Consider the following 22,444-nt stretch of genomic DNA (forward strand, 5'->3'; position numbering starts at 1 on the left):
AGGGTTTCAAGTGAACAAGTGGTTGATTCCAGCGGTAACGGCCGTGGCTTTGCTCAGTGGTTGCTCTACCGTACAACGCGGTTCGATTCCGGTCGTTGACTCCGGCACCGCTGTGTCCAACAGCGAGCGGATCTCGGCCAACGGTGGTTTCCGTCAAACGACGGTGAAACGACCCGTGCAGGGCCAGGCCCAGGCGATTCCGCAAGGCGACACCGGTGTGGTGGTGATGGTGCCCGGTGGCGGCGCGACGACCTCGGCGCCGATCAGCAGCACGCCGATCACGCCGGGCCCGATCACGCCAGGCCCTATCGAAACCTCGCCGATCGATCAGGGCAGCTACAGCATGCCCTCGACGCCGAGCAGCATCCCGTCGGCCAGTGCCGGTGGCTTGTCCGCCGATGAGCAACTGGACGGCCCGGTGCTGGCCCTGCTGACCACGGCACAACAGCAACAGGCTGGCGGCGACCTCAACGGCGCCTCCTCCAGCCTGGAGCGTGCCCAGCGTGTGGCGCCACGTGAGCCACAAGTGCTTTATCGCCTGGCCCAGGTGCGTATGGCCCAGGGCGATGCGCCGCAAGCCGAGCAATTGGCCCGCCGTGGCCTGACCTTCGCCAGTGGTCGCCCGGCACTTCAGGCCAGCCTGTGGGAATTGATCGCCCAGGCTCGTGAGAAACAAGGCGATTCGGCTGGCGCGGCGTTGGCCCGTCAGAAGGCCAAGGTTTCGCTCTGATGGATACGCGTTTTCCCCAAATCGCCGATCAGTTGCTGCTGATCGAGCGGGAGCTGCGGGTCCAGGGCTGGTGGAGCGATGTTTCACCTTCGGCGCAGGCGCTGGCCAGTGTCGAGCCGTTCGCGGTCGACACCCTGGATTTCGAGCAGTGGCTGCAATGGATTTTCCTGCCCAGGATGAAAGCCATCCTGGAAAACGACCTGCCGCTGCCCAACGCCTCGGGCATCCTTGCCATGGCCGAGATGGTCTATGCCCAGCGGCCAGGGCAGGGCGCCCAGTTGCAGCGGCTGCTGGCGCAGTTCGATCAGTTGATCAGCGACGTCGGCTGATCGCCATTACTGGCAGTGTTCCTCGATCTGCTGGCGGGTCTCATCGATCCGCTGGCGTCGCTCTTCATCCGTGAGGCGGCGCATTTCCCCCTCCACGTCTTCCCGCACCCTGGGGTTGTTCTGCAATTGCGCCAGGTTGGTCCGGGCCTGTTCGCAGAACGCCTTGAGTTGGGCTTCCTGCTCGGCAACCTCTTTTTTGACCTGTTGGTCGATGGCCTTTTGATCGCCAACGACCCCGCCTGATGCGGGGGGCAGTGGTTTGGGCGCTGGCGTCGCGGACTTGCCCACGGTCGTCGCTTCCACGCCTTGGGGCGGTTGGGCGCCAAAGTGGGTCACGCCTTGGGCGTCCACCCATTTATAGATCTGGCCGGCCATGCTCATCGGGCTCAGGCCCACCAGCAGGCTGGCCGTCAATAACATCATTCGCATGCTGTTTCCTTGTCTTGGATTGCGCAATTGAAGCTAACACAGTTGCCGTTTAAGGGTTTTTTCTTGCGTTCTCATGCGCTTACTTCGAATAAAGCACATAGACGACTTGACTTGAAGGAGGCGAAACAGAAGAATCCAAAGTCCGCTGTAGAGGGACTGCCAGAAGCAGACCCACTCGGCAGATCATGAGGCGCATATCCGCGCCGACCTGTTACACCCGCAACGCGTTACCTCGCGCTGGGTGGGAAAGGCCCGCAACACTTGGGACGATCCCAATACTTGCTCAGTCAGTGCTGACGTAGTCGGCGACCACCGTCGCTCATGCTCTGCCGAGAAGTAAACCTATTAAGACCCGTCCCCTTTTGTGGGTCGGTATTCTGGCGTTTTAGAGGTGAACAACGTGGAGCTTTTATCTGGCGGTGAGATGCTCGTCCGCTTTTTGCGTGACGAAGGCGTCAAATATATCTACGGGTACCCCGGTGGTGCTCTTCTTCATGTCTACGATGCCCTGTTCAAAGAGCCGGAAGTGACCCACATCCTGGTTCGTCACGAGCAGGCGGCCACCCATATGGCTGATGGTTATGCCCGTGCTACCGGCAAGGCCGGCGTGGTCCTGGTGACTTCCGGTCCTGGCGCCACGAACGCCATCACCGGTATCGCCACCGCGTACATGGACTCCATCCCGATGGTGATCATCTCCGGCCAGGTGCCCAGCACCATGGTGGGCACCGATGCATTCCAGGAAACCGACATGATCGGTATCTCCCGGCCGATCGTGAAGCACAGCTTCATGATCAAGCACGCGTCGGAAATCCCGGAAGTCATGAAGAAGGCCTTCTACCTGGCCGAATCCGGTCGTCCGGGTCCGGTCGTGGTCGACGTCCCCAAAGACATGACCAACCCGGCCGAGAAGTTCGAATACATCTTCCCGAAAAAAGCCAAGCTGCGTTCCTACAGCCCGGCGGTCCGTGGTCATTCCGGGCAAATCCGCAAGGCCGCCGAAATGCTGCTGGCGGCCAAGCGCCCGGTGTTGTACTCCGGTGGTGGCGTGATCCTCGGCGGTGGCTCCGCGCCGCTGACCGAGTTGGCCAAAATGCTCAACCTGCCGGTCACCAATACGCTGATGGGCCTGGGTGCGTTCCCGGGTTCGGACCGTCAGTTCATTGGCATGCTCGGCATGCACGGCAGCTACACCGCCAACCTGGCGATGCACCACGCCGATGTCATACTCGCGGTCGGCGCGCGTTTCGACGACCGTGTGATCAACGGCGCGGCGAAATTCTGCCCGAACGCCAAGATCATCCACATCGACATCGACCCGGCGTCCATCTCCAAGACCATCAAGGCAGACGTGCCGATTGTCGGTCCTGTAGAGAGCGTGCTGACCGAAATGGTCGCCATTCTCAAGGAAATCGGCGAGGTTCCGAACAAGGAGTCCGTGGCCAGCTGGTGGAAGCAAGTCGATGAATGGCGTGGCGATCGCGGCCTGTTCCCTTATGACAAGGGCGACGGCAGCGTGATCAAGCCGCAGACCGTGATCGAAACCCTGTGCGAAGTGACCAAGGGCGATGCCTTTGTGACCTCCGACGTGGGCCAGCACCAGATGTTCGCCGCGCAATACTACAAGTTCGACAAACCCAACCGCTGGATCAACTCCGGCGGCCTGGGCACCATGGGCTTCGGTTTTCCGGCGGCCATGGGCATCAAGTTGAGCTTTCCGCAAGCCGATGTCGCCTGCGTCACGGGCGAGGGCAGCATCCAGATGAACATCCAGGAACTGTCCACCTGCCTGCAATATGGTTTGCCGGTGAAGATCGTGATCCTGAACAACGGTGTGTTGGGGATGGTTCGCCAGTGGCAGGACATGAGCTATGGCAGCCGTCACTCGCACTCCTACATGGAATCGCTGCCAGATTTCGTCAAGCTGGCGGAGGCCTACGGTCACGTTGGCGTGCGCATCACCGAATCGAAGGACTTGAAGTCGAAGATGGAGGAAGCGTTCGCCATGAAGGATCGCCTGGTGGTGATCGATATTGCGGTCGACACCAGCGAGCACGTCTACCCGATGCAGATCAAAGACGGCTCCATGCGCGATATGTGGCTGAGCAAGACGGAGCGTACCTAATCATGCGACACATTATTTCCTTGCTTCTGGAAAACGAACCGGGTGCGCTGTCTCGTGTTGTAGGCCTGTTCTCGCAGCGCAACTACAACATCGAAAGCCTGACCGTGGCACCCACCGAAGACCCGACTTTGTCGCGTCTGACGCTGACCACCGTGGGGCACGATGAAGTCATCGAGCAGATCACCAAGAACCTGAACAAGCTGATCGAGGTGGTCAAGCTGGTGGACCTGTCGGAAAGCGCTCACATCGAGCGTGAACTGATGCTGGTCAAGGTCAAGGCCACCGGCGCCCAGCGCGCCGAGATCAAGCGTACTACCGATATTTATCGTGGGCAGATCGTCGATGTCAGCGCCAGCGTCTATACCGTTCAGTTGACCGGTACCAGCGACAAGCTCGACAGCTTCATCCAATCGATCGGCACTGCCTCGATTCTGGAAACCGTACGCAGTGGCGTCACCGGGATTGCCCGCGGCGACAAAGTACTGAGCATCTAAACCAAATTAGCGAATGGCCTGAATGGCCGGATATAGGGGAAATTCATGAAAGTTTTCTACGATAAAGATTGCGACCTGTCGATCATCCAGGGCAAGAAAGTCGCCATCATTGGTTACGGTTCCCAAGGCCACGCCCAGGCGTGCAACCTGAAAGATTCCGGCGTTGACGTAACTGTCGGCCTGCGTAAAGGCTCGGCCACCGTTGCCAAGGCCGAGGCCCACGGCCTGAAAGTGACCGACGTGGCTTCTGCCGTTGCCGCTGCCGACCTGGTCATGATCCTGACCCCGGACGAGTTCCAATCGGCGCTGTACAAGAACGAAATCGAACCGAACATCAAGAAAGGCGCCACCCTGGCCTTCTCCCACGGCTTCGCGATCCACTACAACCAAGTCGTGCCACGTGCCGACCTCGACGTGATCATGATCGCGCCGAAGGCCCCGGGTCACACCGTGCGTTCCGAGTTCGTGAAGGGCGGCGGTATCCCTGACCTGATCGCGATCTACCAGGACGCATCCGGCAACGCCAAGAACGTGGCCTTGTCTTACGCTGCTGGCGTGGGTGGCGGTCGTACCGGCATCATCGAAACCACCTTCAAGGACGAGACCGAAACCGACCTGTTCGGCGAGCAAGCCGTTCTGTGTGGCGGTACCGTCGAGCTGGTCAAGGCCGGTTTCGAAACCCTGGTTGAAGCCGGCTACGCGCCAGAAATGGCCTACTTCGAATGCCTGCACGAGCTGAAGCTGATCGTTGACCTCATGTACGAAGGCGGTATCGCCAACATGAACTACTCGATCTCCAACAACGCCGAATACGGCGAGTACGTGACCGGTCCGGAAGTGATCAACGCCGAGTCCCGCCAGGCCATGCGCAACGCCCTGAAACGTATCCAGGACGGCGAATACGCCAAGATGTTCATCAGCGAAGGCGCCACCGGCTATCCTTCGATGACCGCCAAGCGTCGCAACAACGCCGCCCACGGTATCGAAATCATCGGCGAGCAACTGCGTTCGATGATGCCGTGGATCGGTGCCAACAAGATCGTCGACAAAGCCAAGAACTAAGTCGCGAGCTTGATCGAAAAACGCGGCCTTGGCCGCGTTTTTTCGTTTGGGCGATGGCTTCTGGTATAAAGCTGCATCGTTTGCGGCCGAACCGTCGTCCCAGACATCTGTCGAATTTTTTCACACCGTTGCAAGGTATTGTCCATGAGCGAACGTCCCGACGAGCCAAACCAGGCTCCTGACGCCGAAAGCCTGTTGCCCATCGATGAACATATCGAAGAAGGCCATGACGCTGAAGGCCGAAAGGTCCGGCATCGTGGCATCTATCTGCTGCCGAATCTGTTCACCACCGCGAACCTGTTCGCCGGTTTCTATTCCATCATCAGCTCCATGAGCGCCCAGGCCGCCTTGAGCGCCGGCGATAGCGCAGGGGCGAGCCGTTACTTCGCGTTCGCCGCCATTGCGATCTTCGTCGCCATGGTGCTCGATGGCCTGGACGGGCGCGTCGCCCGCATGACCAATACCCAAAGCGCGTTCGGCGCCGAATATGATTCGCTGTCCGACATGGTCGCGTTTGGCGTGGCGCCCGCCTTGCTGGCGTTCGGCTGGGCGCTGGGAGACATGGGCAAGGTCGGCTGGATGGTCGCCTTCATCTATGTGGCGGGTGCGGCGTTGCGCCTGGCGCGTTTCAACACCCAGGTCGGCAAGGCTGACAAGCGTTACTTTATCGGCCTGGCCAGTCCGGCTGCGGCGGGTGTCGTGGCGGGTGTAGTCTGGGCATTCAGCGACTATGGCATCCAGGGTTCAAAAATGTCGTTCCTGGTGGCGCTTCTGGTTGCCGCGGCTGGGATGCTGATGGTCAGCAACATCAAGTACAACAGCTTCAAGGAGCTGGATCTGAAGGGGCGTGTGCCGTTCGTTGCGATTCTAGCGGTGGTGCTGGTATTCGCCGTGGTGTTCAGTGATCCGCCGCGTATCCTGCTGCTGGTATTCCTCGCTTATGCGGCTTCCGGCCCGGTGCAGTACTTGTTGCGTCTTCGCCGACGCTAAACGTTGCCTTAATGTAATTTCCCCCATACTCCGCAGTCTATTGGTGCACCTGCCCTCCAATACTGCGGAGTTGTCATGCTGATCAAGATCCCCAAGTCGTCCGACTGCCGTGAATCGGACGTCACGCCCGAATCCTTCTATCTATCTCGTCGCCAGATGCTCGGTGCAACCATGGCGGGTCTCGCCGTGAGCAGCTTGCCGCAATGGGCCAGCGCTGCCGATGCGGCGCGTTATGCCGATGTCGAACCGGGCAAGGCGCCGTCCTGGTTTGCCGAGAAACTGCCTTTGGTCCAATGGGAGGCGGTCACGGTCAAGAATGAGGCGATCACACCGTTCAAGGATGCGACCCATTACAACAACTTCTATGAGTTCGGCACCGACAAAGGGGACCCGGCAGCCAATGCCGGCTCCTTGAAGACCGAGCCCTGGAGCGTGGTGGTGGACGGGGAGGTGGGTAAGCCGGGGCGCTATGGGTTGGAAGACTTCATGAAGCCTTATCAACTGGAAGAGCGGATTTATCGGCTGCGCTGTGTCGAGGCCTGGTCCATGGTCATTCCGTGGATCGGCTTTCCCATCTCCGCATTGCTCAAGCAAGTCGAGCCGACCTCAAAGGCCAAGTACATCCGTTTCGAAACCCTGCAGGACCCCAAGGTCATGCCGGGGCAGCGTTCCGGTTTCGCCTTGATCGACTGGCCGTATGTGGAGGGGCTGCGTTTGGACGAGGCGATGAACCCGTTGGCGATTCTCGCGGTGGGGATGTACGGGCGGGAGTTGCCGAACCAGAACGGCGCGCCGCTGCGGTTGGTGGTTCCTTGGAAGTATGGGTTCAAAAGTGTGAAGTCCATCGTGCGCATCAGTCTGGTGAGCGAGCAGCCGAAGACCACGTGGCAAAGCATTGCGTCTGACGAATACGGTTTCTATGCCAACGTCAATCCAACAGTCGATCACCCGCGTTGGACCCAGGCACGTGAGCGCCGTTTGCCGAGCGGGCTGTTCAGTCCCAATGTGCGCGACACGCTGATGTTCAACGGCTATCAGGATGAAGTCGCTTCTTTATATGCAGGGATGGACCTGAGGAAGGACTACTGATGCGTTTTCCAGTCTGGCGAATCAGCGTCTTCATCGCGGCGGCGGTCTGGCCGTTGTTCTGGCTTTACGAGGCCTTGATGAATTCGTTGGGTCCTGACCCGGGCAAAGTGCTGGTGGATCGGCTCGGGTTGGGGACGCTGATCCTGTTGTTGATCACCTTGAGCATGACGCCGTTGCAGAAATTGACGGGGTGGGTGGGGTGGATTGCAGTCAGGCGTCAGTTGGGGTTGTGGTGCTTTGCTTATGTGGTGCTGCATTTAAGCGGGTATGCGGCGTTCATATTGGGGTTCGACTGGTCGCAGTTGGGCGTCGAGTTGAGTAAGCGGCCTTATATTATTGTGGGGGCGCTTGGGTTTCTCGGGCTATTGGCATTGGCGGTTACATCCAATCGCTACAGTCAGCGACGATTGGGGGTGCGCTGGAAGAAACTGCATCGCCTGGTGTATCTGATTCTGGGGCTGGGGCTGCTGCATATGCTGTGGATCGTGCGGGCGGATCTGAAAGAATGGGCGATATACGCCTTTATAGGTGCCGCACTATTAGTGCTAAGGGTGCCGTCGGTTATGCGTCGGATCCCGCGTTTGCTGGGTAGGAAAGTATCTTCTGCAACAAAAGCGTAATTAGGGGTTGACGGCAGATTCTGGAAGTCTATAATTCGCCCCACTTCCGGCGCAGTCGAAACGGAAAACTCCTTGAGATTCAATGAGTTAAGTAGGTTTCGAAGGTGTTGGGCTTCAGTTCATCGAAGCTTGGAAGGAGCAGATAGAGCGGTGATGTTTGGCTCTATCGGCGGTTCGATCTTCTCGGTCGAAAGCGGTGAAAAAGAGGTGTTGACAGCAGCGAGTAACGCTGTAGAATTCGCCTCCCGCTAACGAGAGATCGAAAGCGCAAGTGGTTGAAGTTGTTGATGTTTCCGAAGCGAAACTTTGAAAACTTCTTAAAATAACCGCTTGACAGATACACGGGGCGCTGTAGAATGCGCGCCTCGGTTGAGACGAAAGACTCAGCCAACCGCTCTTTAACAACTGAATCAAGCAATTCGTGTGGGTGCTTGTGGAGTCAGACTGCTAGTCAACAGATTATCAGCATCACAAGTTACTCCGCGAGAAATCAAAGATGTAACCAACGATTGCTGAGCCAAGTTTAGGGTTTTCTCAAAACCCAAAGATGTTTGAACTGAAGAGTTTGATCATGGCTCAGATTGAACGCTGGCGGCAGGCCTAACACATGCAAGTCGAGCGGTAGAGAGGTGCTTGCACCTCTTGAGAGCGGCGGACGGGTGAGTAATGCCTAGGAATCTGCCTGGTAGTGGGGGATAACGCTCGGAAACGGACGCTAATACCGCATACGTCCTACGGGAGAAAGCAGGGGACCTTCGGGCCTTGCGCTATCAGATGAGCCTAGGTCGGATTAGCTAGTTGGTGGGGTAATGGCTCACCAAGGCGACGATCCGTAACTGGTCTGAGAGGATGATCAGTCACACTGGAACTGAGACACGGTCCAGACTCCTACGGGAGGCAGCAGTGGGGAATATTGGACAATGGGCGAAAGCCTGATCCAGCCATGCCGCGTGTGTGAAGAAGGTCTTCGGATTGTAAAGCACTTTAAGTTGGGAGGAAGGGCATTAACCTAATACGTTAGTGTTTTGACGTTACCGACAGAATAAGCACCGGCTAACTCTGTGCCAGCAGCCGCGGTAATACAGAGGGTGCAAGCGTTAATCGGAATTACTGGGCGTAAAGCGCGCGTAGGTGGTTCGTTAAGTTGGATGTGAAAGCCCCGGGCTCAACCTGGGAACTGCATTCAAAACTGTCGAGCTAGAGTATGGTAGAGGGTGGTGGAATTTCCTGTGTAGCGGTGAAATGCGTAGATATAGGAAGGAACACCAGTGGCGAAGGCGACCACCTGGACTGATACTGACACTGAGGTGCGAAAGCGTGGGGAGCAAACAGGATTAGATACCCTGGTAGTCCACGCCGTAAACGATGTCAACTAGCCGTTGGGAGCCTTGAGCTCTTAGTGGCGCAGCTAACGCATTAAGTTGACCGCCTGGGGAGTACGGCCGCAAGGTTAAAACTCAAATGAATTGACGGGGGCCCGCACAAGCGGTGGAGCATGTGGTTTAATTCGAAGCAACGCGAAGAACCTTACCAGGCCTTGACATCCAATGAACTTTCCAGAGATGGATTGGTGCCTTCGGGAACATTGAGACAGGTGCTGCATGGCTGTCGTCAGCTCGTGTCGTGAGATGTTGGGTTAAGTCCCGTAACGAGCGCAACCCTTGTCCTTAGTTACCAGCACGTTATGGTGGGCACTCTAAGGAGACTGCCGGTGACAAACCGGAGGAAGGTGGGGATGACGTCAAGTCATCATGGCCCTTACGGCCTGGGCTACACACGTGCTACAATGGTCGGTACAGAGGGTTGCCAAGCCGCGAGGTGGAGCTAATCCCACAAAACCGATCGTAGTCCGGATCGCAGTCTGCAACTCGACTGCGTGAAGTCGGAATCGCTAGTAATCGCGAATCAGAATGTCGCGGTGAATACGTTCCCGGGCCTTGTACACACCGCCCGTCACACCATGGGAGTGGGTTGCACCAGAAGTAGCTAGTCTAACCTTCGGGAGGACGGTTACCACGGTGTGATTCATGACTGGGGTGAAGTCGTAACAAGGTAGCCGTAGGGGAACCTGCGGCTGGATCACCTCCTTAATCGACGACCGCAGCTGCTCCATGAGCTCCCACACGAATTGCTTGATTCATTGAAGAAGACGATAGAAGCAGCTTTAAGCTCCAAGCTGATAGCTCACAGCTAACAGTTACAAGCTCGAAATTGGGTCTGTAGCTCAGTTGGTTAGAGCGCACCCCTGATAAGGGTGAGGTCGGCAGTTCGAATCTGCCCAGACCCACCAATTTTGTTATGGGGCCATAGCTCAGCTGGGAGAGCGCCTGCCTTGCACGCAGGAGGTCAGCGGTTCGATCCCGCTTGGCTCCACCATAAACTGCTTCTGAAAGCTTAGAAATGAGCATTCCATCAAGGTGATGGTGAATGTTGATTTCTAGTCTTTTGATTAGATCGTTCTTTAAAAATTTGGGTATGTGATAGAAAGATAGACTGAACGTTACTTTCACTGGTAACGGATCAGGCTAAGGTAAAATTTGTGAGTTCTCTTAGTTGAGAAATTCGAATTTTCGGCGAATGTCGTCTTCACAGTATAACCAGATTGCTTGGGGTTATATGGTCAAGTGAAGAAGCGCATACGGTGGATGCCTTGGCAGTCAGAGGCGATGAAAGACGTGGTAGCCTGCGAAAAGCTTCGGGGAGTCGGCAAACAGACTTTGATCCGGAGATGTCTGAATGGGGGAACCCAGCCATCATAAGATGGTTATCTTGTACTGAATACATAGGTGCAAGAGGCGAACCAGGGGAACTGAAACATCTAAGTACCCTGAGGAAAAGAAATCAACCGAGATTCCCTTAGTAGTGGCGAGCGAACGGGGACTAGCCCTTAAGCTTCTTTGATTTTAGCGGAACGCTCTGGAAAGTGCGGCCATAGTGGGTGATAGCCCTGTACGCGAAAGGATCTTAGAAGTGAAATCGAGTAGGACGGAGCACGAGAAACTTTGTCTGAATATGGGGGGACCATCCTCCAAGGCTAAATACTACTGACTGACCGATAGTGAACTAGTACCGTGAGGGAAAGGCGAAAAGAACCCCGGAGAGGGGAGTGAAATAGATCCTGAAACCGTATGCGTACAAGCAGTGGGAGCCCACTTTGTTGGGTGACTGCGTACCTTTTGTATAATGGGTCAGCGACTTATTTTCAGTGGCGAGCTTAACCGAATAGGGGAGGCGTAGCGAAAGCGAGTCTTAATAGGGCGTCTAGTCGCTGGGAATAGACCCGAAACCGGGCGATCTATCCATGGGCAGGTTGAAGGTTGGGTAACACTAACTGGAGGACCGAACCGACTACCGTTGAAAAGTTAGCGGATGACCTGTGGATCGGAGTGAAAGGCTAATCAAGCTCGGAGATAGCTGGTTCTCCTCGAAAGCTATTTAGGTAGCGCCTCATGTATCACTGTAGGGGGTAGAGCACTGTTTCGGCTAGGGGGTCATCCCGACTTACCAAACCGATGCAAACTCCGAATACCTACAAGTGCCGAGCATGGGAGACACACGGCGGGTGCTAACGTCCGTCGTGAAAAGGGAAACAACCCAGACCGTCAGCTAAGGTCCCAAAGTTATGGTTAAGTGGGAAACGATGTGGGAAGGCTTAGACAGCTAGGAGGTTGGCTTAGAAGCAGCCACCCTTTAAAGAAAGCGTAATAGCTCACTAGTCGAGTCGGCCTGCGCGGAAGATGTAACGGGGCTCAAACCATACACCGAAGCTACGGGTATCACGTAAGTGATGCGGTAGAGGAGCGTTCTGTAAGCCTGTGAAGGTGAGTTGAGAAGCTTGCTGGAGGTATCAGAAGTGCGAATGCTGACATGAGTAACGACAATGGGTGTGAAAAACACCCACGCCGAAAGACCAAGGTTTCCTGCGCAACGTTAATCGACGCAGGGTTAGTCGGTCCCTAAGGCGAGGCTGAAAAGCGTAGTCGATGGAAAACAGGTTAATATTCCTGTACTTCTGGTTATTGCGATGGAGGGACGGAGAAGGCTAGGCCAGCTTGGCGTTGGTTGTCCAAGTTTAAGGTGGTAGGCTGGAATCTTAGGTAAATCCGGGATTCCAAGGCCGAGAGCTGATGACGAGTTACCCTTTGGGTGACGAAGTGGTTGATGCCATGCTTCCAAGAAAAGCTTCTAAGCTTCAGGTAACCAGGAACCGTACCCCAAACCGACACAGGTGGTTGGGTAGAGAATACCAAGGCGCTTGAGAGAACTCGGGTGAAGGAACTAGGCAAAATGGCACCGTAACTTCGGGAGAAGGTGCGCCGGTGAGGGTGAAGCACTTGCTGCGTAAGCCCACGCCGGTCGAAGATACCAGGCCGCTGCGACTGTTTATTAAAAACACAGCACTCTGCAAACACGAAAGTGGACGTATAGGGTGTGACGCCTGCCCGGTGCCGGAAGGTTAATTGATGGGGTTAGCTAACGCGAAGCTCTTGATCGAAGCCCCGGTAAACGGCGGCCGTAACTATAACGGTCCTAAGGTAGCGAAATTCCTTGTCGGGTAAGTTCCGACCTGCACGAATGGCGTAACGATGGCGGCGCTGTCTCCACCCGAGACTCAGTGAAATTGAAATCGCTGTGAAGATGCAGTGTATCCGCGGCTAGACGGAAAGACCCCGTGAACCTTTACTATAGCTTTGCACTGGACTTTGAATTTGCTTGTGTAGGATAGGTGGGAGGCTTTGAAGCGTGGACGCCAGTCTGCGTGGAGCCATCCTTGAAATACCACCCTGGCAACTTTGAGGTTCTAACTCAGGTCCGTTATCCGGATCGAGGACAGTGTATGGTGGGTAGTTTGACTGGGGCGGTCTCCTCCTAAAGAGTAACGGAGGAGTACGAAGGTGCGCTCAGACCGGTCGGAAATCGGTCGTAGAGTATAAAGGCAAAAGCGCGCTTGACTGCGAGACAGACACGTCGAGCAGGTACGAAAGTAGGTCTTAGTGATCCGGTGGTTCTGTATGGAAGGGCCATCGCTCAACGGATAAAAGGTACTCCGGGGATAACAGGCTGATACCGCCCAAGAGTTCATATCGACGGCGGTGTTTGGCACCTCGATGTCGGCTCATCACATCCTGGGGCTGAAGCCGGTCCCAAGGGTATGGCTGTTCGCCATTTAAAGTGGTACGCGAGCTGGGTTTAGAACGTCGTGAGACAGTTCGGTCCCTATCTGCCGTGGACGTTTGAGATTTGAGAGGGGCTGCTCCTAGTACGAGAGGACCGGAGTGGACGAACCTCTGGTGTTCCGGTTGTCACGCCAGTGGCATTGCCGGGTAGCTATGTTCGGGAAAGATAACCGCTGAAAGCATCTAAGCGGGAAACTTGCCTCAAGATGAGATCTCACTGGGACCTTGAGTCCCCTGAAGGGCCGTCGAAGACTACGACGTTGATAGGCAGGGTGTGTAAGCGCTGTGAGGCGTTGAGCTAACCTGTACTAATTGCCCGTGAGGCTTGACCATATAACACCCAAGCAATTTGCTGACTCGAAAGAGCGCCAGATTGCGGTGTGTGAAGACGAAACGAACCGAAAGTTCGAATCTCACAAAACACCGAAAGCTATCACATACCCAATTTGCTGAAGCGAGGCCAACAGGCCACGACTCAGTACCCGAATTTCTTGACGACCATAGAGCATTGGAACCACCTGATCCCATCCCGAACTCAGCAGTGAAACGATGCATCGCCGATGGTAGTGTGGGGTTTCCCCATGTGAGAGTAGGTCATCGTCAAGATTAAATTCCGAAACCCCTATCTGCTGATGCAGGTAGGGGTTTTGTTTTGCCCGCCATAAAACTCTGCGAAAGCTCGTGATAAATTTGCACAGTTATTTTCGAGCTGGAGCACTAGAATAGCCCCACCTTAGCTGAGCCAGAGCTGTTTATGCCCGATCCGTCAGACACTGATAGGTTGTCAGATCTACCCCTGAGCGATCTGGTGGCGTGTCATGAATGCGACCTGTTGATGCGCAAGCCCCAATTGGCCCATGGCGAAAAAGCCGAGTGCCCCCGCTGTGGTTACGAGCTGTATGCCCACAGACACAATGTAGTCGAACGCAGCCTTGCCTTGGTGATTGCTGCCTTGCTGTTATTTGTGCCAGCCAACTTCTTACCCATCATGCAACTCAATCTGCTCGGGCAGTCCTCCCAGGACACCGTTTGGAGCGGAGTAGTGGGTTTGTTCGATACCGGCATGCAAGGCGTCTCGGTCGTCGTGTTTTTGTGCAGCATGGGCATTCCGCTGCTCAAGTTGTTTTGTCAGTTGGCGGTATTGCTGACCATTCGCTTGGATATTGGCCGTAGCTACGGTTTGTTGCTGTACCGCATTTATCACCATCTACGGGATTGGGGGATGCTCGAGGTTTACCTCATGGGCGTGCTGGTGGCCATCGTCAAGTTGGCAGACATGGCGGCCATCACCGTAGGCCTTGGCTTGGTGTGCTTCATCAGTTTGTTACTTGTTCAGGTCTGGCTGGAAGTGGTGATGTCACCGCATCAGATCTGGCAGGCGTTATCAGGAGAAGATGCCCATGCGGGCGATTGATGCCGGCATTCTGGTTTGTACGGAATGCCATGAGTTGAATCGGCAAGACGCCGAAACCGACAACCAAACCTGTACTCGCTGCGGCGCACGGGTCCATCCCCGTCGCCCGAACAGCTTGATGCGGACCTGGGCGTTGTTGATCACTGCCGCGATTCTTTATATCCCGGCCAATATGCTGCCGATCATGACCATCAACTCGCTGGGCCAAGGCGCTCCGAGCACCATCATGGCCGGTGTCATTGAGTTGGTTCAGCACGGCATGATTCCTATCGCCGCCGTGGTGTTCATCGCCAGTATCCTCGTGCCCACCTTCAAACTGGTGGGCATCGCCTTGTTACTGTTTTCCGTACAGCGGCACCAGCCCATGTCGGCGCGGCAACGCATCCTGATGTACCGTTTCATCGAGTTCATTGGGCGTTGGTCGATGCTGGATATTTTCGTGATCGCCATCCTGGTGGCGGTGGTGAATTTTGGACGACTCGCCAGTGTCGAAGCCGGTCTCGGTGCGATTGCTTTCGCCAGCGTAGTGATTTTGACAATGATTGCCGCAGTAACCTTCGATCCCCGACTGATTTGGGATAACACGGAGTCGGATAACGACCATGACTGATTTGCCTACCGCTAAAACCCGACCGGCTTCGAACTGGTCGGCCATCTGGGTCCTGCCGCTGATTGCGTTGATCATCGGCGGCTGGCTCGGCTGGCGGGCTTATAACGAGACCGGAATCGAAATCAATGTGCGCTTTGAGAGCGGTGAAGGGATTCAGGTCAACAAGACCGAGGTCGTCTACAAAGGCATGACGGTCGGCAAAGTCAAAGACCTCACGCTCGATGATGAAGGCAGCTCGAAGGGCGTCATCGCAACCATCGAGATGAACAAGGATGTCGGGCAATACCTCAAAAGCGGAACACGTTTCTGGTTGGTCAAGCCGAGCGTGAGCCTGGCCGGGATTACCGGCCTGGAAACCCTGGTATCGGGCAACTACGTGGCGATCAGTCCGGGCGAAGGCGAGTCGACCCGTAAATTCAAGGCCTTGGTCGAAGAGCCGCCGCTGTCGGATTCCAAGCCGGGTTTGCACCTGACTGTGAAGGCTGAGCGCTTGGGGTCGCTGGACCGCGGCAGTCCGGTTTTCTACAAGCAGATCCAGGTTGGCCAGGTGAAAAGCTACCTGTTGTCCGAAGACCAGCGCACTGTTGAAATCAAGATCTTCATCGAGCCGACCTACGCCAGCCTGGTGCGTAAACACACGCGTTTCTGGAACGCCAGTGGCATCAGCATCGATGCCAACCTCTCGGGCGTCAAAGTGCGCAGTGAGTCCCTGGCCAGCATTGTGGCCGGAGGCATCGCCTTCGCCACGCCGGAAAGCCGCAAGGACAGTCCACCGACGGATCCAAGCCTGCCCTTCCGCCTTTACGAAGACTTCGATGCAGCGGCAGCGGGCATTCGCGTGAAGGTCAAGCTCAGCGACTTCGAAGGCTTGCAGGCCGGTCGCACACCTGTGATGTACAAGGGCATTCAGGTCGGCAGTCTGAAGACCCTCAAGGTCGATCCGGACCTGTCCAGCGCCACGGCTGAATTGACCCTGGACCCGTTGGCCGAAGATTACCTGGTGACCGGCACGCAGTTCTGGGTCGTCAAGCCGTCGATCTCCCTGGCGGGTATCACCGGCCTGGAAGCCTTGGTCAAGGGCAACTACATTGCCGTGCGACCGGGTGACAAGGGTGGCGCGCCGCAGCGCGAGTACGAAGCCCGGGCCAAGGCGCCACCGCTGGACTTGCGTTCACCGGGCCTGCATTTGGTCCTGCTGACCGAAAACCTCGGTTCCCTGGAAGTCGGCAGTCCGATTCTCTACAAGCAGGTCAAGGTCGGCTCGGTGCAGAGCTACCAGTTTTCTCGCAAAAAGAAGCAACTGATCATTGGTGTACACATCGAGAAGGAATATGAAGGGCTGGTCAACGGCTCGACACGGTTCTGGAACGCCAGTGGCATCACGCTCACGGGCGGTTTGACAGGGGGGATCCAGGTCAAGAGCGAATCCTTGCAAAGCCTCATGGCCGGCGGGATCGCCTTCGAAACGCCGGAACCCAATGTGCCGCTGAAAAGACGCATTCCGCGTTTCCGGCTGTTTGCCGATCACGAAGCCGCACAACAGCGCGGCACCGTGGTGACGATCAAGGTCGACCGCGCCGATGGCTTGCGCAGTGGTACGCCGATCCGTTTCAAAGGGTTGGATGTGGGCAAGATCGAAGGTGTCGATCTCAGCGCCGACATGCAATCGGTATTGCTCACTGCGCGTATCACCGAAGTGCCTGAGCGCATCGCCCGGGTCGGGTCGCAGTTCTGGGTGGTCAAGCCTGAGTTGGGGTTGATGAAGACCTCCAACCTGGAGACGCTGGTCACAGGCCAATACGTTGAAGTGCAGCCTTCGGTGAAAAACCTTGGGCCACAGAAAAGCTTCGTGGCCCTGGCCAACCCGCCGGAAAGCGCGATACCCGAGGCCGGTCTCAGCCTGGTGCTGAGCGCAGCCCGCCGTGGTTCGTTGAAGATCGGCGTGCCGGTCACCTATCGGGAAATCACGGTGGGCAAGGTCACTGGTTATGAACTCGGCCAGACGGCGGACCGGGTGCTGATCCATATCCTGATCGAGCCCAAGTATGCACCGCTGGTGCGCAGCGGCTCTCGCTTCTGGAACAGCAGTGGCTTCGGTCTGGACTTCGGTCTGTTCAAGGGCGCGACGGTGCGAACCGAGTCCCTTGAAACGTTGATCCAGGGCGGCATTGCGTTCGCAACGCCGGATGGTGAGCGGATGGGTAACCCGGCGCGACCGGAGCAAACCTTCCCGTTGTTCGACAAGTTTGAAGATGAATGGCTGACCTGGGCACCGAAGATCAGTCTCGGCAAGTAAGCTATTTGGATGTGATGCCTGTGGCGAGGGAGCTTGCTCCCGCTGGGCCGGTCCGACGCTTCGGGCGTAGCGGCCCCAAAGTCTGCGACCGCTGCGCAGTCGAGCGGGAGCAAGCTCCCTCACCACAGAGTATGCGATAACAAAAAAAGGCCGCGATCCAATGGATCGCGGCCTTTTTCACATCCAGAGATTCACATCACACCGAATCCAGCTCCGGCTCATCGGCCTGGACATTCACCGTGGCCTTCACCGCATCGTGACGACGGATGTATTTCCAGTCCGCTTCGTCGATGTAGATGCCGTTCGGGCCGCTGCCGCCTTCCAGGTCGATGGCGACACTGGCGCAGACTTGCGGCTTTACACTGGCAAGGATCGGCACGAAGCCCAGTTGCAGACTGGTTTCCAGCAGCGCGGCCTGGTTTTTCTCGTCGATGTCCGCCGCTTCGTCCAGGTAGTACGGCAGGCGCACGCGACCGGCCTGTTCGCGGTCCATCAGGTGCAGCAACAAGTACATGTTGGTCAGCGCCTTGATGGTCATGGTGGTGCCGTTGGACGCCGCACCATCGATGTCGGTGTGGATCACCGGCTGGCCATTGACCTTGGTGATCTCGAACGCCAGTTCGAACAGGTCCTTGAGGCCGAGCTGGTTGTGGTTCGCCGCCACCAGCCGCGCCAGGTATTCCTTGGCTTCTTCGTTCTTGTTGTCCTGCTCGGCGCTCTGGCTGAGGTCGAACACCGACAGCGTCTCGCCTTCTTCATACTGGCCGGCGCTGTGGATGATCTGGTCGATGTGCTTGAGCGCTTCCTTGTTTGGCGCCAGGACGATACGGAAGCTCTGCAGGTTGGACACCTGGCGCTTGTTGATCTCGCGGTTGAACAGCGCCAGTTGATGCTCGAGGCTGTCGTAGTCGCTGCGGATGTTGCGCAGGGTCCGGGCGATGTCGGTCACGGCCGCACGGCGTGCCTTGCCCAAGGTCAGGGCTTCGTCGGTGCGGTGGGCATAGGCGTTGATCAGCAGTTGCAGGCGCCGCTCCATGTCGTCTTCGCTGTCGAACTTGGCCACGCCCTTGAGGCGCACCTGCGCGTACAGCGCTTCGATCTGGCCGTCGACGCGCAACAGGCCTTGCCAGCTGTCCTGATAGTCGTTGAGCAGCGGCAGCAGGTTGTCCATGGAGTCATCGACCGGGTCCATGAACGGCGTGCCGAACGGCAGGTCCGCCGGCAGCAATTGACGGCGGCGCAGGGTGTCGTCGAGGGTGCGCTGCTTGGCTTCCATGTCGGCGATCTGCCGGCCCACCAGTTGCAACTTGGCGGACAGCTGCTGGACGCGTTCGGTGAACGCATCGCTGGAGCGCTTCAGCTCGTCCTGGGCGGCTTCCATCTGCGCCAGTTGCTCGAGTTTCTCGCCTTCCTCGGCGCTCAAGGTCTGGGTGCGACGGAAATCCTCCAGGGCTTTCTGTGCGTCCAGGACCTGCTGGTACAGCGCCTCGGTCTGGGTCTTGCTCGCGGCGCGGTCGGCGGCCACGGCTTGCTGGGTCTTGAGCTGCTTGAGCTCTTTTTCCAAGCGCTCTTTCTGGTCCCGCAGCGCGGCACGGTCGGCCAGGGCTTGCAGGGCCGGCGGCTCGATGTGGGACAGGTCGATGGACAGGCCCGGCACTTCGAAACGCTCGCCCTTGAAGCCGTCGAGGATCAGCTCCATGGATTTGACCCACTCGCCGTTCTCGTCCAACGCGATGCCGTGTTCGCCCAGCGGCAGGCTGAACAGGGCGCTGTTGAACAAGCGCATCAGGCGTTCCACGTCCTGCTGGGAGAATTCTTCCCGCAGGCGGGCGTAGCTGTTGTTGTCGGCGTGATCGAGTTGTTGCTTGACCGACTTCAGGCGCTTTTCCAGGTCCCGCAGACGTTCTTCCAAGTCTTCGGCGCTGAACTGCCGGGACTGGGCCAGGGCGCCGGCCAGTTCGTCGTGGGCGTCCTTGGCGGCAAGCAGTTGTTGCTCCAGGACCTTGACGTCATCCACCAGGGCAAAGCGGTTCTTGAGCACCGACAGCTCGCCGATCCAGCGCTGGATACCGCTGATTTCCCGCTCCAGGCGCATCAGCTCCTGGGTGCCGCCGCGCTGGTCGTTCTGCAGCGAATCCTGCTCGTTGCGGTAGTGTTCGGCCTGGATGGTCAGCTCTTCCTTGCGCGCGCTGGCGTAGTCCGACCAGGTGCCCAGCAGTGAGTCGAGCAACGGCGAGAGGCGATGCAATTTGCCGCGCAGGATGTCGCGCTGCTTCACGCCATTGGCCAAGGCTTCCACCAGCGGACCGGCAGCCACCAGGGAGTTGTAGTCCTGCTCCATGCGTCGTACATCGCGGAAGGCTTCTTCGCACGCGGCGATGTAGTCCACGCTGCCGGAGCGCAGGCTGTGCTCGAAGGCATCGAGGAACAGTTGCTTGAGCTTGGCCGCGGTGATTTCGCGCATGTGCAGCAGGTTGATAAACAGCGCGCGGAAGGTCTTGAGGCTTTGCTCGCTGGTGGAGCGCAGCGGGATCAGCGTCAGGTCCAGCGGGATCGAGGTGTGACCACCCACCAGCAGGCGGCGCAGTTCATCCGGCTTGAGTTCGTAGGCTTTCAGGCCTTCGCGCTCCAGGTTGGTGAACAGCTCTTTCTGGCGCAGGCAGGTGTCATTTTTCTGATAGTGGGCCAGGTCCAGTTTGCCGGCATAGGCAAAGAACTGGTGACCGAAACCACCGCCAGGGCCGCGACCGACCACGCCAATCACGTGTGGGCCGTGGGGCAGGGCGACTTCCACCAGGATGTAGCTGGTGTCCGAGGCAAAGTAGAAACGTCGGGATTGTTCCAGGCTGTACTTGCCGAAGCTCATGTCCGACATGCGCGCCAGGATCGGGAACTGCAAGGCGTTGATCGAGGCGGATTTACCCAGGTTGTTCGCGCCATACACCGACAACGGTTCTTCCAGGGGGAACAAGCCCAGGCTGTAGCCGGCGGTGTTCAAAAGGGCAAAGCGGCGGATGCCGTAGCGTTCCTTGCTCATGCGTCGGTCTCCTGTTCTTCGGCAATGGCGCGGGCCAGTGCGTCTTCTTCGCTTTCACCTTCGAATTCGCTGAGGTCCAGCGGATCATCGGTCTGCAGCAGTTTTTCGTCGCTGTCTTCATCGATCAATACCGGTGCCGGTAGCGGCAGCACGCTGTGCAGGCTGGCGGCCAGGTCGCGGTCCTGCTGGACGGACAGGCAGACGTCGAGGAAGCGATGCATCGGCGGCAAGAAGCGGTACACGCCGTTTTCTTCGCTGGCAAAACCCAGTTGGGTCATGCGGCGCATGATTTTTTCTTCCAGCTCTTCCTGGGTCTGTACTTCGGCCTGGATGAACAGGTCGCGGTATTTCTCCAGCAATGAAGGCAGCTCATCGCGGCCCAGGCTGCCGCCGTCAAGCACGGCGATGGGATCGCGGCCCTGGTCGGCCAGGTGCTCGACGAGGATGAAGGTGAACAGGGCCAGGCGCTGGGCGGTCTTGTTCACCGCCGCGGCGGCCAGGTCCGGCACGAAGTAGTAGAAACCACGGGTGTCGCAGACCAGTTCGAAGCCCAGGGCCTTGAACAGCGTGCGGTACTGGTCCTGGAAGTTCGACAACTGCGCGTACAGTTCCGGGTCGCGGCGGCTGACGTGGTAACCCTTGAACAGCTCGCGGAAGATCGGCGCCAGCTGGGACAGTTCGGATAGATCAAGATGCATGGGGGATGCTCGCAGAATCCTCGGCGGCGATGTCGCCGGCCGAGAGCAGGGCGAAGGAGCGCAGGCTGACCTGATGCTCGTGAGTGTGGTATTCGCGGCGTTCCAGACGCTCGCGCTTGAAACGTTTTTCCCGCGACAGGCGCGAGAACCAGTACAGCAATTCGTCGGTGGCGCCGTCCGGCTCCTGCTCCAGCAGCCAAGTCATCAAGTCCGGCATCGGCAGGGCGTCTTCGCAGCGCTCGACCATCTCGCGCACGGTGCGTGGCGCACGCGGCGCTTCGCCACCCTTGTGGGTCTTGTGGGACTTGGGGAAACGCGCCGGTTTCGGTTCGAAGCGGGCCAGGGCATAGACGTAGGCTTCAACCTGGCTGGCGCTGCCCAGGAAGGTGCTTTGCGGCCGGGTGAACAGCGGCATGGCCGCTTGCGGCACGGCGTCAATGCCTTTGCGGCGAATGGCCGCCAGGGCCAGGGCGGCACCACGGGTCACGGCGTTATGGCGGCGGGCCTCTTCGCGCAACGGCAAAAGCAGTTCCCGGGCGTGGCGCAGGGTCAGCTGGGCGCTGGTCTGCATCTCCAGGATGCGCGCGTGGGTGCGCAGCAGCATGTCGTCGTCCACCAGGTGACCGAGGCGCTGCTGTTCGGTGAGCATGCGCAACAGCACGTTCTCGACCTTGCGCACGCCTTGCTCGAACGCGCCGTCGGCGTTCACCAACTGGATCATCGGCTCGACGTATTCGTCCCAGGTCGCCAGCACTTCGGCATAGCGCTGGCGCAGCGGGATCTGCCGGTCACTGGTCTTGGCCCGTTCGGCCACGGCGACAAGGGCCTGTTCGTCGTTGGCCAGTTTCTTCAGGACGTCGCGCACGCGCATGTCCAGCAGGCGCAACTGGCGGGCCAGGTCGTTGCCGTCGCGCACATCGAAGGCATCCTGGATGTAGCCGGCCAGGCGTTCGAGGTGACGCAGGTAGGCTTCGATTTCCAAACACAGGCCCAGGCGGTGTTCGCGGCGCAGGTAGGCGAGGAAGTCATGGATCTGGGCGTTGAGCTCGAAGCGGTTCGGGCTTTTCGCCACCGGTACGAGGATGTCCAGGCGGATCCACACATCCAGCAGGTTGGTGATGTCCTGGGGCGTGCTGTCCAGTTGTTGGGCGGCCAGCTGTGAACGCAATTCGTTGAGGCTCAGGGTGCCCTGGTCGAAGTGCTCGCACAAAGGTTCCAGCAATGCCCAGTGTTCAGCGAGGGCGCGCAAGACGCGCTTGGGTTCGATCATCGCAATGGCCGTCGGGTTGGCAATTAAAAGCGGCGATTGTACTGCATCGGGCCGGTTGCGATTCACCCCTTGGA

15 protein-coding genes, 2 tRNA genes and 3 rRNA genes are annotated in these 22,444 nt (G+C 57.9%); 16 read left to right on the forward strand and 4 right to left on the reverse strand.

What is annotated here, in order from left to right; all coding sequences use genetic code 11:
• The first annotated feature begins 10 nt into the window (after positions 1-10).
• Positions 11-730, forward strand: coding sequence for a tetratricopeptide repeat protein (locus HU715_RS17015; RefSeq protein ID WP_186709143.1), 720 nt, complete (start codon positions 11-13; stop codon positions 728-730).
• The gene (locus tag HU715_RS17020) at positions 730-1,059 is read left to right on the forward strand and encodes a YqcC family protein (protein WP_186709145.1); all 330 of its coding nucleotides are present in this window, start codon (positions 730-732) and stop codon (positions 1,057-1,059) included. The genes HU715_RS17015 and HU715_RS17020 overlap by 1 nt, the downstream gene beginning before the upstream one ends.
• A 6-nt stretch (positions 1,060-1,065) precedes the next feature.
• Here the strand turns inward: HU715_RS17020 and HU715_RS17025 are convergent, their stop codons facing one another.
• The gene (locus HU715_RS17025; RefSeq protein WP_186709148.1) at positions 1,066-1,488 is read right to left on the reverse strand and encodes a DUF4124 domain-containing protein; all 423 of its coding nucleotides are present in this window, start codon (positions 1,486-1,488) and stop codon (positions 1,066-1,068) included.
• Between the two features lie 400 nt (positions 1,489-1,888).
• Here HU715_RS17025 and HU715_RS17030 point away from each other — a divergent pair, with 400 nt between their 5' ends.
• The 14 genes from HU715_RS17030 (at position 1,889) to HU715_RS17095 (ending at position 17,365) form a co-directional block, all read left to right on the forward strand.
• Positions 1,889-3,613 (forward strand): acetolactate synthase 3 large subunit, encoded by a 1,725-nt coding sequence (locus HU715_RS17030; RefSeq protein ID WP_186709149.1) that lies wholly within the window; start codon positions 1,889-1,891, stop codon positions 3,611-3,613.
• Between the two features lie 2 nt (positions 3,614-3,615).
• Positions 3,616-4,107 (forward strand): acetolactate synthase small subunit, encoded by a 492-nt coding sequence (ilvN, locus tag HU715_RS17035; RefSeq protein WP_003176102.1) that lies wholly within the window; start codon positions 3,616-3,618, stop codon positions 4,105-4,107.
• Positions 4,108-4,152: 45 nt separating this feature from the next.
• Positions 4,153-5,169, forward strand: a complete 1,017-nt coding sequence (gene ilvC / locus HU715_RS17040) for a ketol-acid reductoisomerase (RefSeq protein ID WP_003185459.1) — start codon at positions 4,153-4,155, stop codon at positions 5,167-5,169.
• Positions 5,170-5,313: 144 nt separating this feature from the next.
• Positions 5,314-6,159: a CDP-diacylglycerol--serine O-phosphatidyltransferase gene (pssA, locus tag HU715_RS17045; RefSeq protein WP_053125264.1), complete on the forward strand. Its 846-nt coding sequence runs from the start codon at positions 5,314-5,316 to the stop codon at positions 6,157-6,159.
• A 75-nt stretch (positions 6,160-6,234) separates the two neighbouring features.
• Positions 6,235-7,248, forward strand: coding sequence for a protein-methionine-sulfoxide reductase catalytic subunit MsrP (gene msrP / locus HU715_RS17050; RefSeq protein WP_186709152.1), 1,014 nt, complete (start codon positions 6,235-6,237; stop codon positions 7,246-7,248).
• On the forward strand, positions 7,248-7,868 hold the full coding sequence (msrQ, locus tag HU715_RS17055; RefSeq protein ID WP_186709153.1) for a protein-methionine-sulfoxide reductase heme-binding subunit MsrQ: 621 nt from the start codon (positions 7,248-7,250) through the stop codon (positions 7,866-7,868). The genes msrP and msrQ overlap by 1 nt, the downstream gene beginning before the upstream one ends.
• Before the next feature lie 553 nt (positions 7,869-8,421).
• Positions 8,422-9,958, forward strand: a 16S ribosomal RNA gene (locus tag HU715_RS17060).
• Between the two features lie 123 nt (positions 9,959-10,081).
• Positions 10,082-10,158 (forward strand) — tRNA-Ile (locus HU715_RS17065).
• 10 nt (positions 10,159-10,168) lie between these two features.
• Positions 10,169-10,244 (forward strand) — tRNA-Ala (locus HU715_RS17070).
• Positions 10,245-10,486: 242 nt separating this feature from the next.
• Positions 10,487-13,378 (forward strand): 23S ribosomal RNA (locus HU715_RS17075).
• Between the two features lie 157 nt (positions 13,379-13,535).
• Positions 13,536-13,651: ribosomal RNA gene (rrf, locus tag HU715_RS17080) — 5S ribosomal RNA — on the forward strand.
• The 16S, 23S and 5S rRNA genes sit together here with 2 tRNA genes alongside, the layout of an rRNA operon.
• Before the next feature lie 148 nt (positions 13,652-13,799).
• Positions 13,800-14,459 (forward strand): paraquat-inducible protein A, encoded by a 660-nt coding sequence (locus HU715_RS17085; RefSeq protein ID WP_186704985.1) that lies wholly within the window; start codon positions 13,800-13,802, stop codon positions 14,457-14,459.
• Positions 14,446-15,069, forward strand: coding sequence for a paraquat-inducible protein A (locus tag HU715_RS17090; RefSeq protein ID WP_186704986.1), 624 nt, complete (start codon positions 14,446-14,448; stop codon positions 15,067-15,069). The genes HU715_RS17085 and HU715_RS17090 overlap by 14 nt, the downstream gene beginning before the upstream one ends.
• The gene (locus HU715_RS17095; protein WP_186704987.1) at positions 15,062-17,365 is read left to right on the forward strand and encodes a PqiB family protein; all 2,304 of its coding nucleotides are present in this window, start codon (positions 15,062-15,064) and stop codon (positions 17,363-17,365) included. Before HU715_RS17090 ends, HU715_RS17095 begins: the two co-directional genes overlap by 8 nt.
• Positions 17,366-17,561: 196 nt before the next feature.
• On the opposite strand, the gene mksF is transcribed toward HU715_RS17095, so the two are convergent.
• The 3 genes from mksF to mksB are packed head-to-tail and all read right to left on the reverse strand — an operon-like array spanning position 17,562 to position 22,370.
• The gene (gene mksF, locus HU715_RS17100; protein WP_186704988.1) at positions 17,562-20,402 is read right to left on the reverse strand and encodes an Mks condensin complex protein MksF; all 2,841 of its coding nucleotides are present in this window, start codon (positions 20,400-20,402) and stop codon (positions 17,562-17,564) included.
• A complete protein-coding gene (gene mksE / locus HU715_RS17105; RefSeq protein ID WP_014340217.1) occupies positions 20,399-21,100 on the reverse strand; it encodes an Mks condensin complex protein MksE in 702 nt (233 codons plus the stop codon). Before mksE ends, mksF begins: the two co-directional genes overlap by 4 nt.
• Positions 21,090-22,370, reverse strand: coding sequence for an Mks condensin complex protein MksB (gene mksB, locus HU715_RS17110; protein WP_186704989.1), 1,281 nt, complete (start codon positions 22,368-22,370; stop codon positions 21,090-21,092). Before mksB ends, mksE begins: the two co-directional genes overlap by 11 nt.
• Between the last annotated feature and the right edge of the window lie 74 nt (positions 22,371-22,444).

Source organism: Pseudomonas zanjanensis, from assembly GCF_014268745.2.
Taxonomy (GTDB): domain Bacteria; phylum Pseudomonadota; class Gammaproteobacteria; order Pseudomonadales; family Pseudomonadaceae; genus Aquipseudomonas; species Aquipseudomonas zanjanensis.

What these genes read in the sequence shown, in the direction of transcription:
- HU715_RS17020 (WP_186709145.1), top strand. Translation starts at nt 730, where the DNA reads ATGGATACGCGTTTTCCCCAAATCGCCGATCAGTTGCTGCTGATCGAG.
- HU715_RS17025 (WP_186709148.1), bottom strand. Translation starts at nt 1,488, where the DNA reads ATGCGAATGATGTTATTGACGGCCAGCCTGCTGGTGGGCCTGAGCCCG.
- ilvN (WP_003176102.1), top strand. Translation starts at nt 3,616, where the DNA reads ATGCGACACATTATTTCCTTGCTTCTGGAAAACGAACCGGGTGCGCTG.
- ilvC (WP_003185459.1), top strand. Translation starts at nt 4,153, where the DNA reads ATGAAAGTTTTCTACGATAAAGATTGCGACCTGTCGATCATCCAGGGC.
- pssA (WP_053125264.1), top strand. Translation starts at nt 5,314, where the DNA reads ATGAGCGAACGTCCCGACGAGCCAAACCAGGCTCCTGACGCCGAAAGC.
- msrP (WP_186709152.1), top strand. Translation starts at nt 6,235, where the DNA reads ATGCTGATCAAGATCCCCAAGTCGTCCGACTGCCGTGAATCGGACGTC.
- msrQ (WP_186709153.1), top strand. Translation starts at nt 7,248, where the DNA reads ATGCGTTTTCCAGTCTGGCGAATCAGCGTCTTCATCGCGGCGGCGGTC.
- HU715_RS17085 (WP_186704985.1), top strand. Translation starts at nt 13,800, where the DNA reads ATGCCCGATCCGTCAGACACTGATAGGTTGTCAGATCTACCCCTGAGC.
- HU715_RS17090 (WP_186704986.1), top strand. Translation starts at nt 14,446, where the DNA reads ATGCGGGCGATTGATGCCGGCATTCTGGTTTGTACGGAATGCCATGAG.
- HU715_RS17095 (WP_186704987.1), top strand. Translation starts at nt 15,062, where the DNA reads ATGACTGATTTGCCTACCGCTAAAACCCGACCGGCTTCGAACTGGTCG.
- mksF (WP_186704988.1), bottom strand. Translation starts at nt 20,402, where the DNA reads ATGAGCAAGGAACGCTACGGCATCCGCCGCTTTGCCCTTTTGAACACC.
- mksE (WP_014340217.1), bottom strand. Translation starts at nt 21,100, where the DNA reads ATGCATCTTGATCTATCCGAACTGTCCCAGCTGGCGCCGATCTTCCGC.
- mksB (WP_186704989.1), bottom strand. Translation starts at nt 22,370, where the DNA reads ATGATCGAACCCAAGCGCGTCTTGCGCGCCCTCGCTGAACACTGGGCA.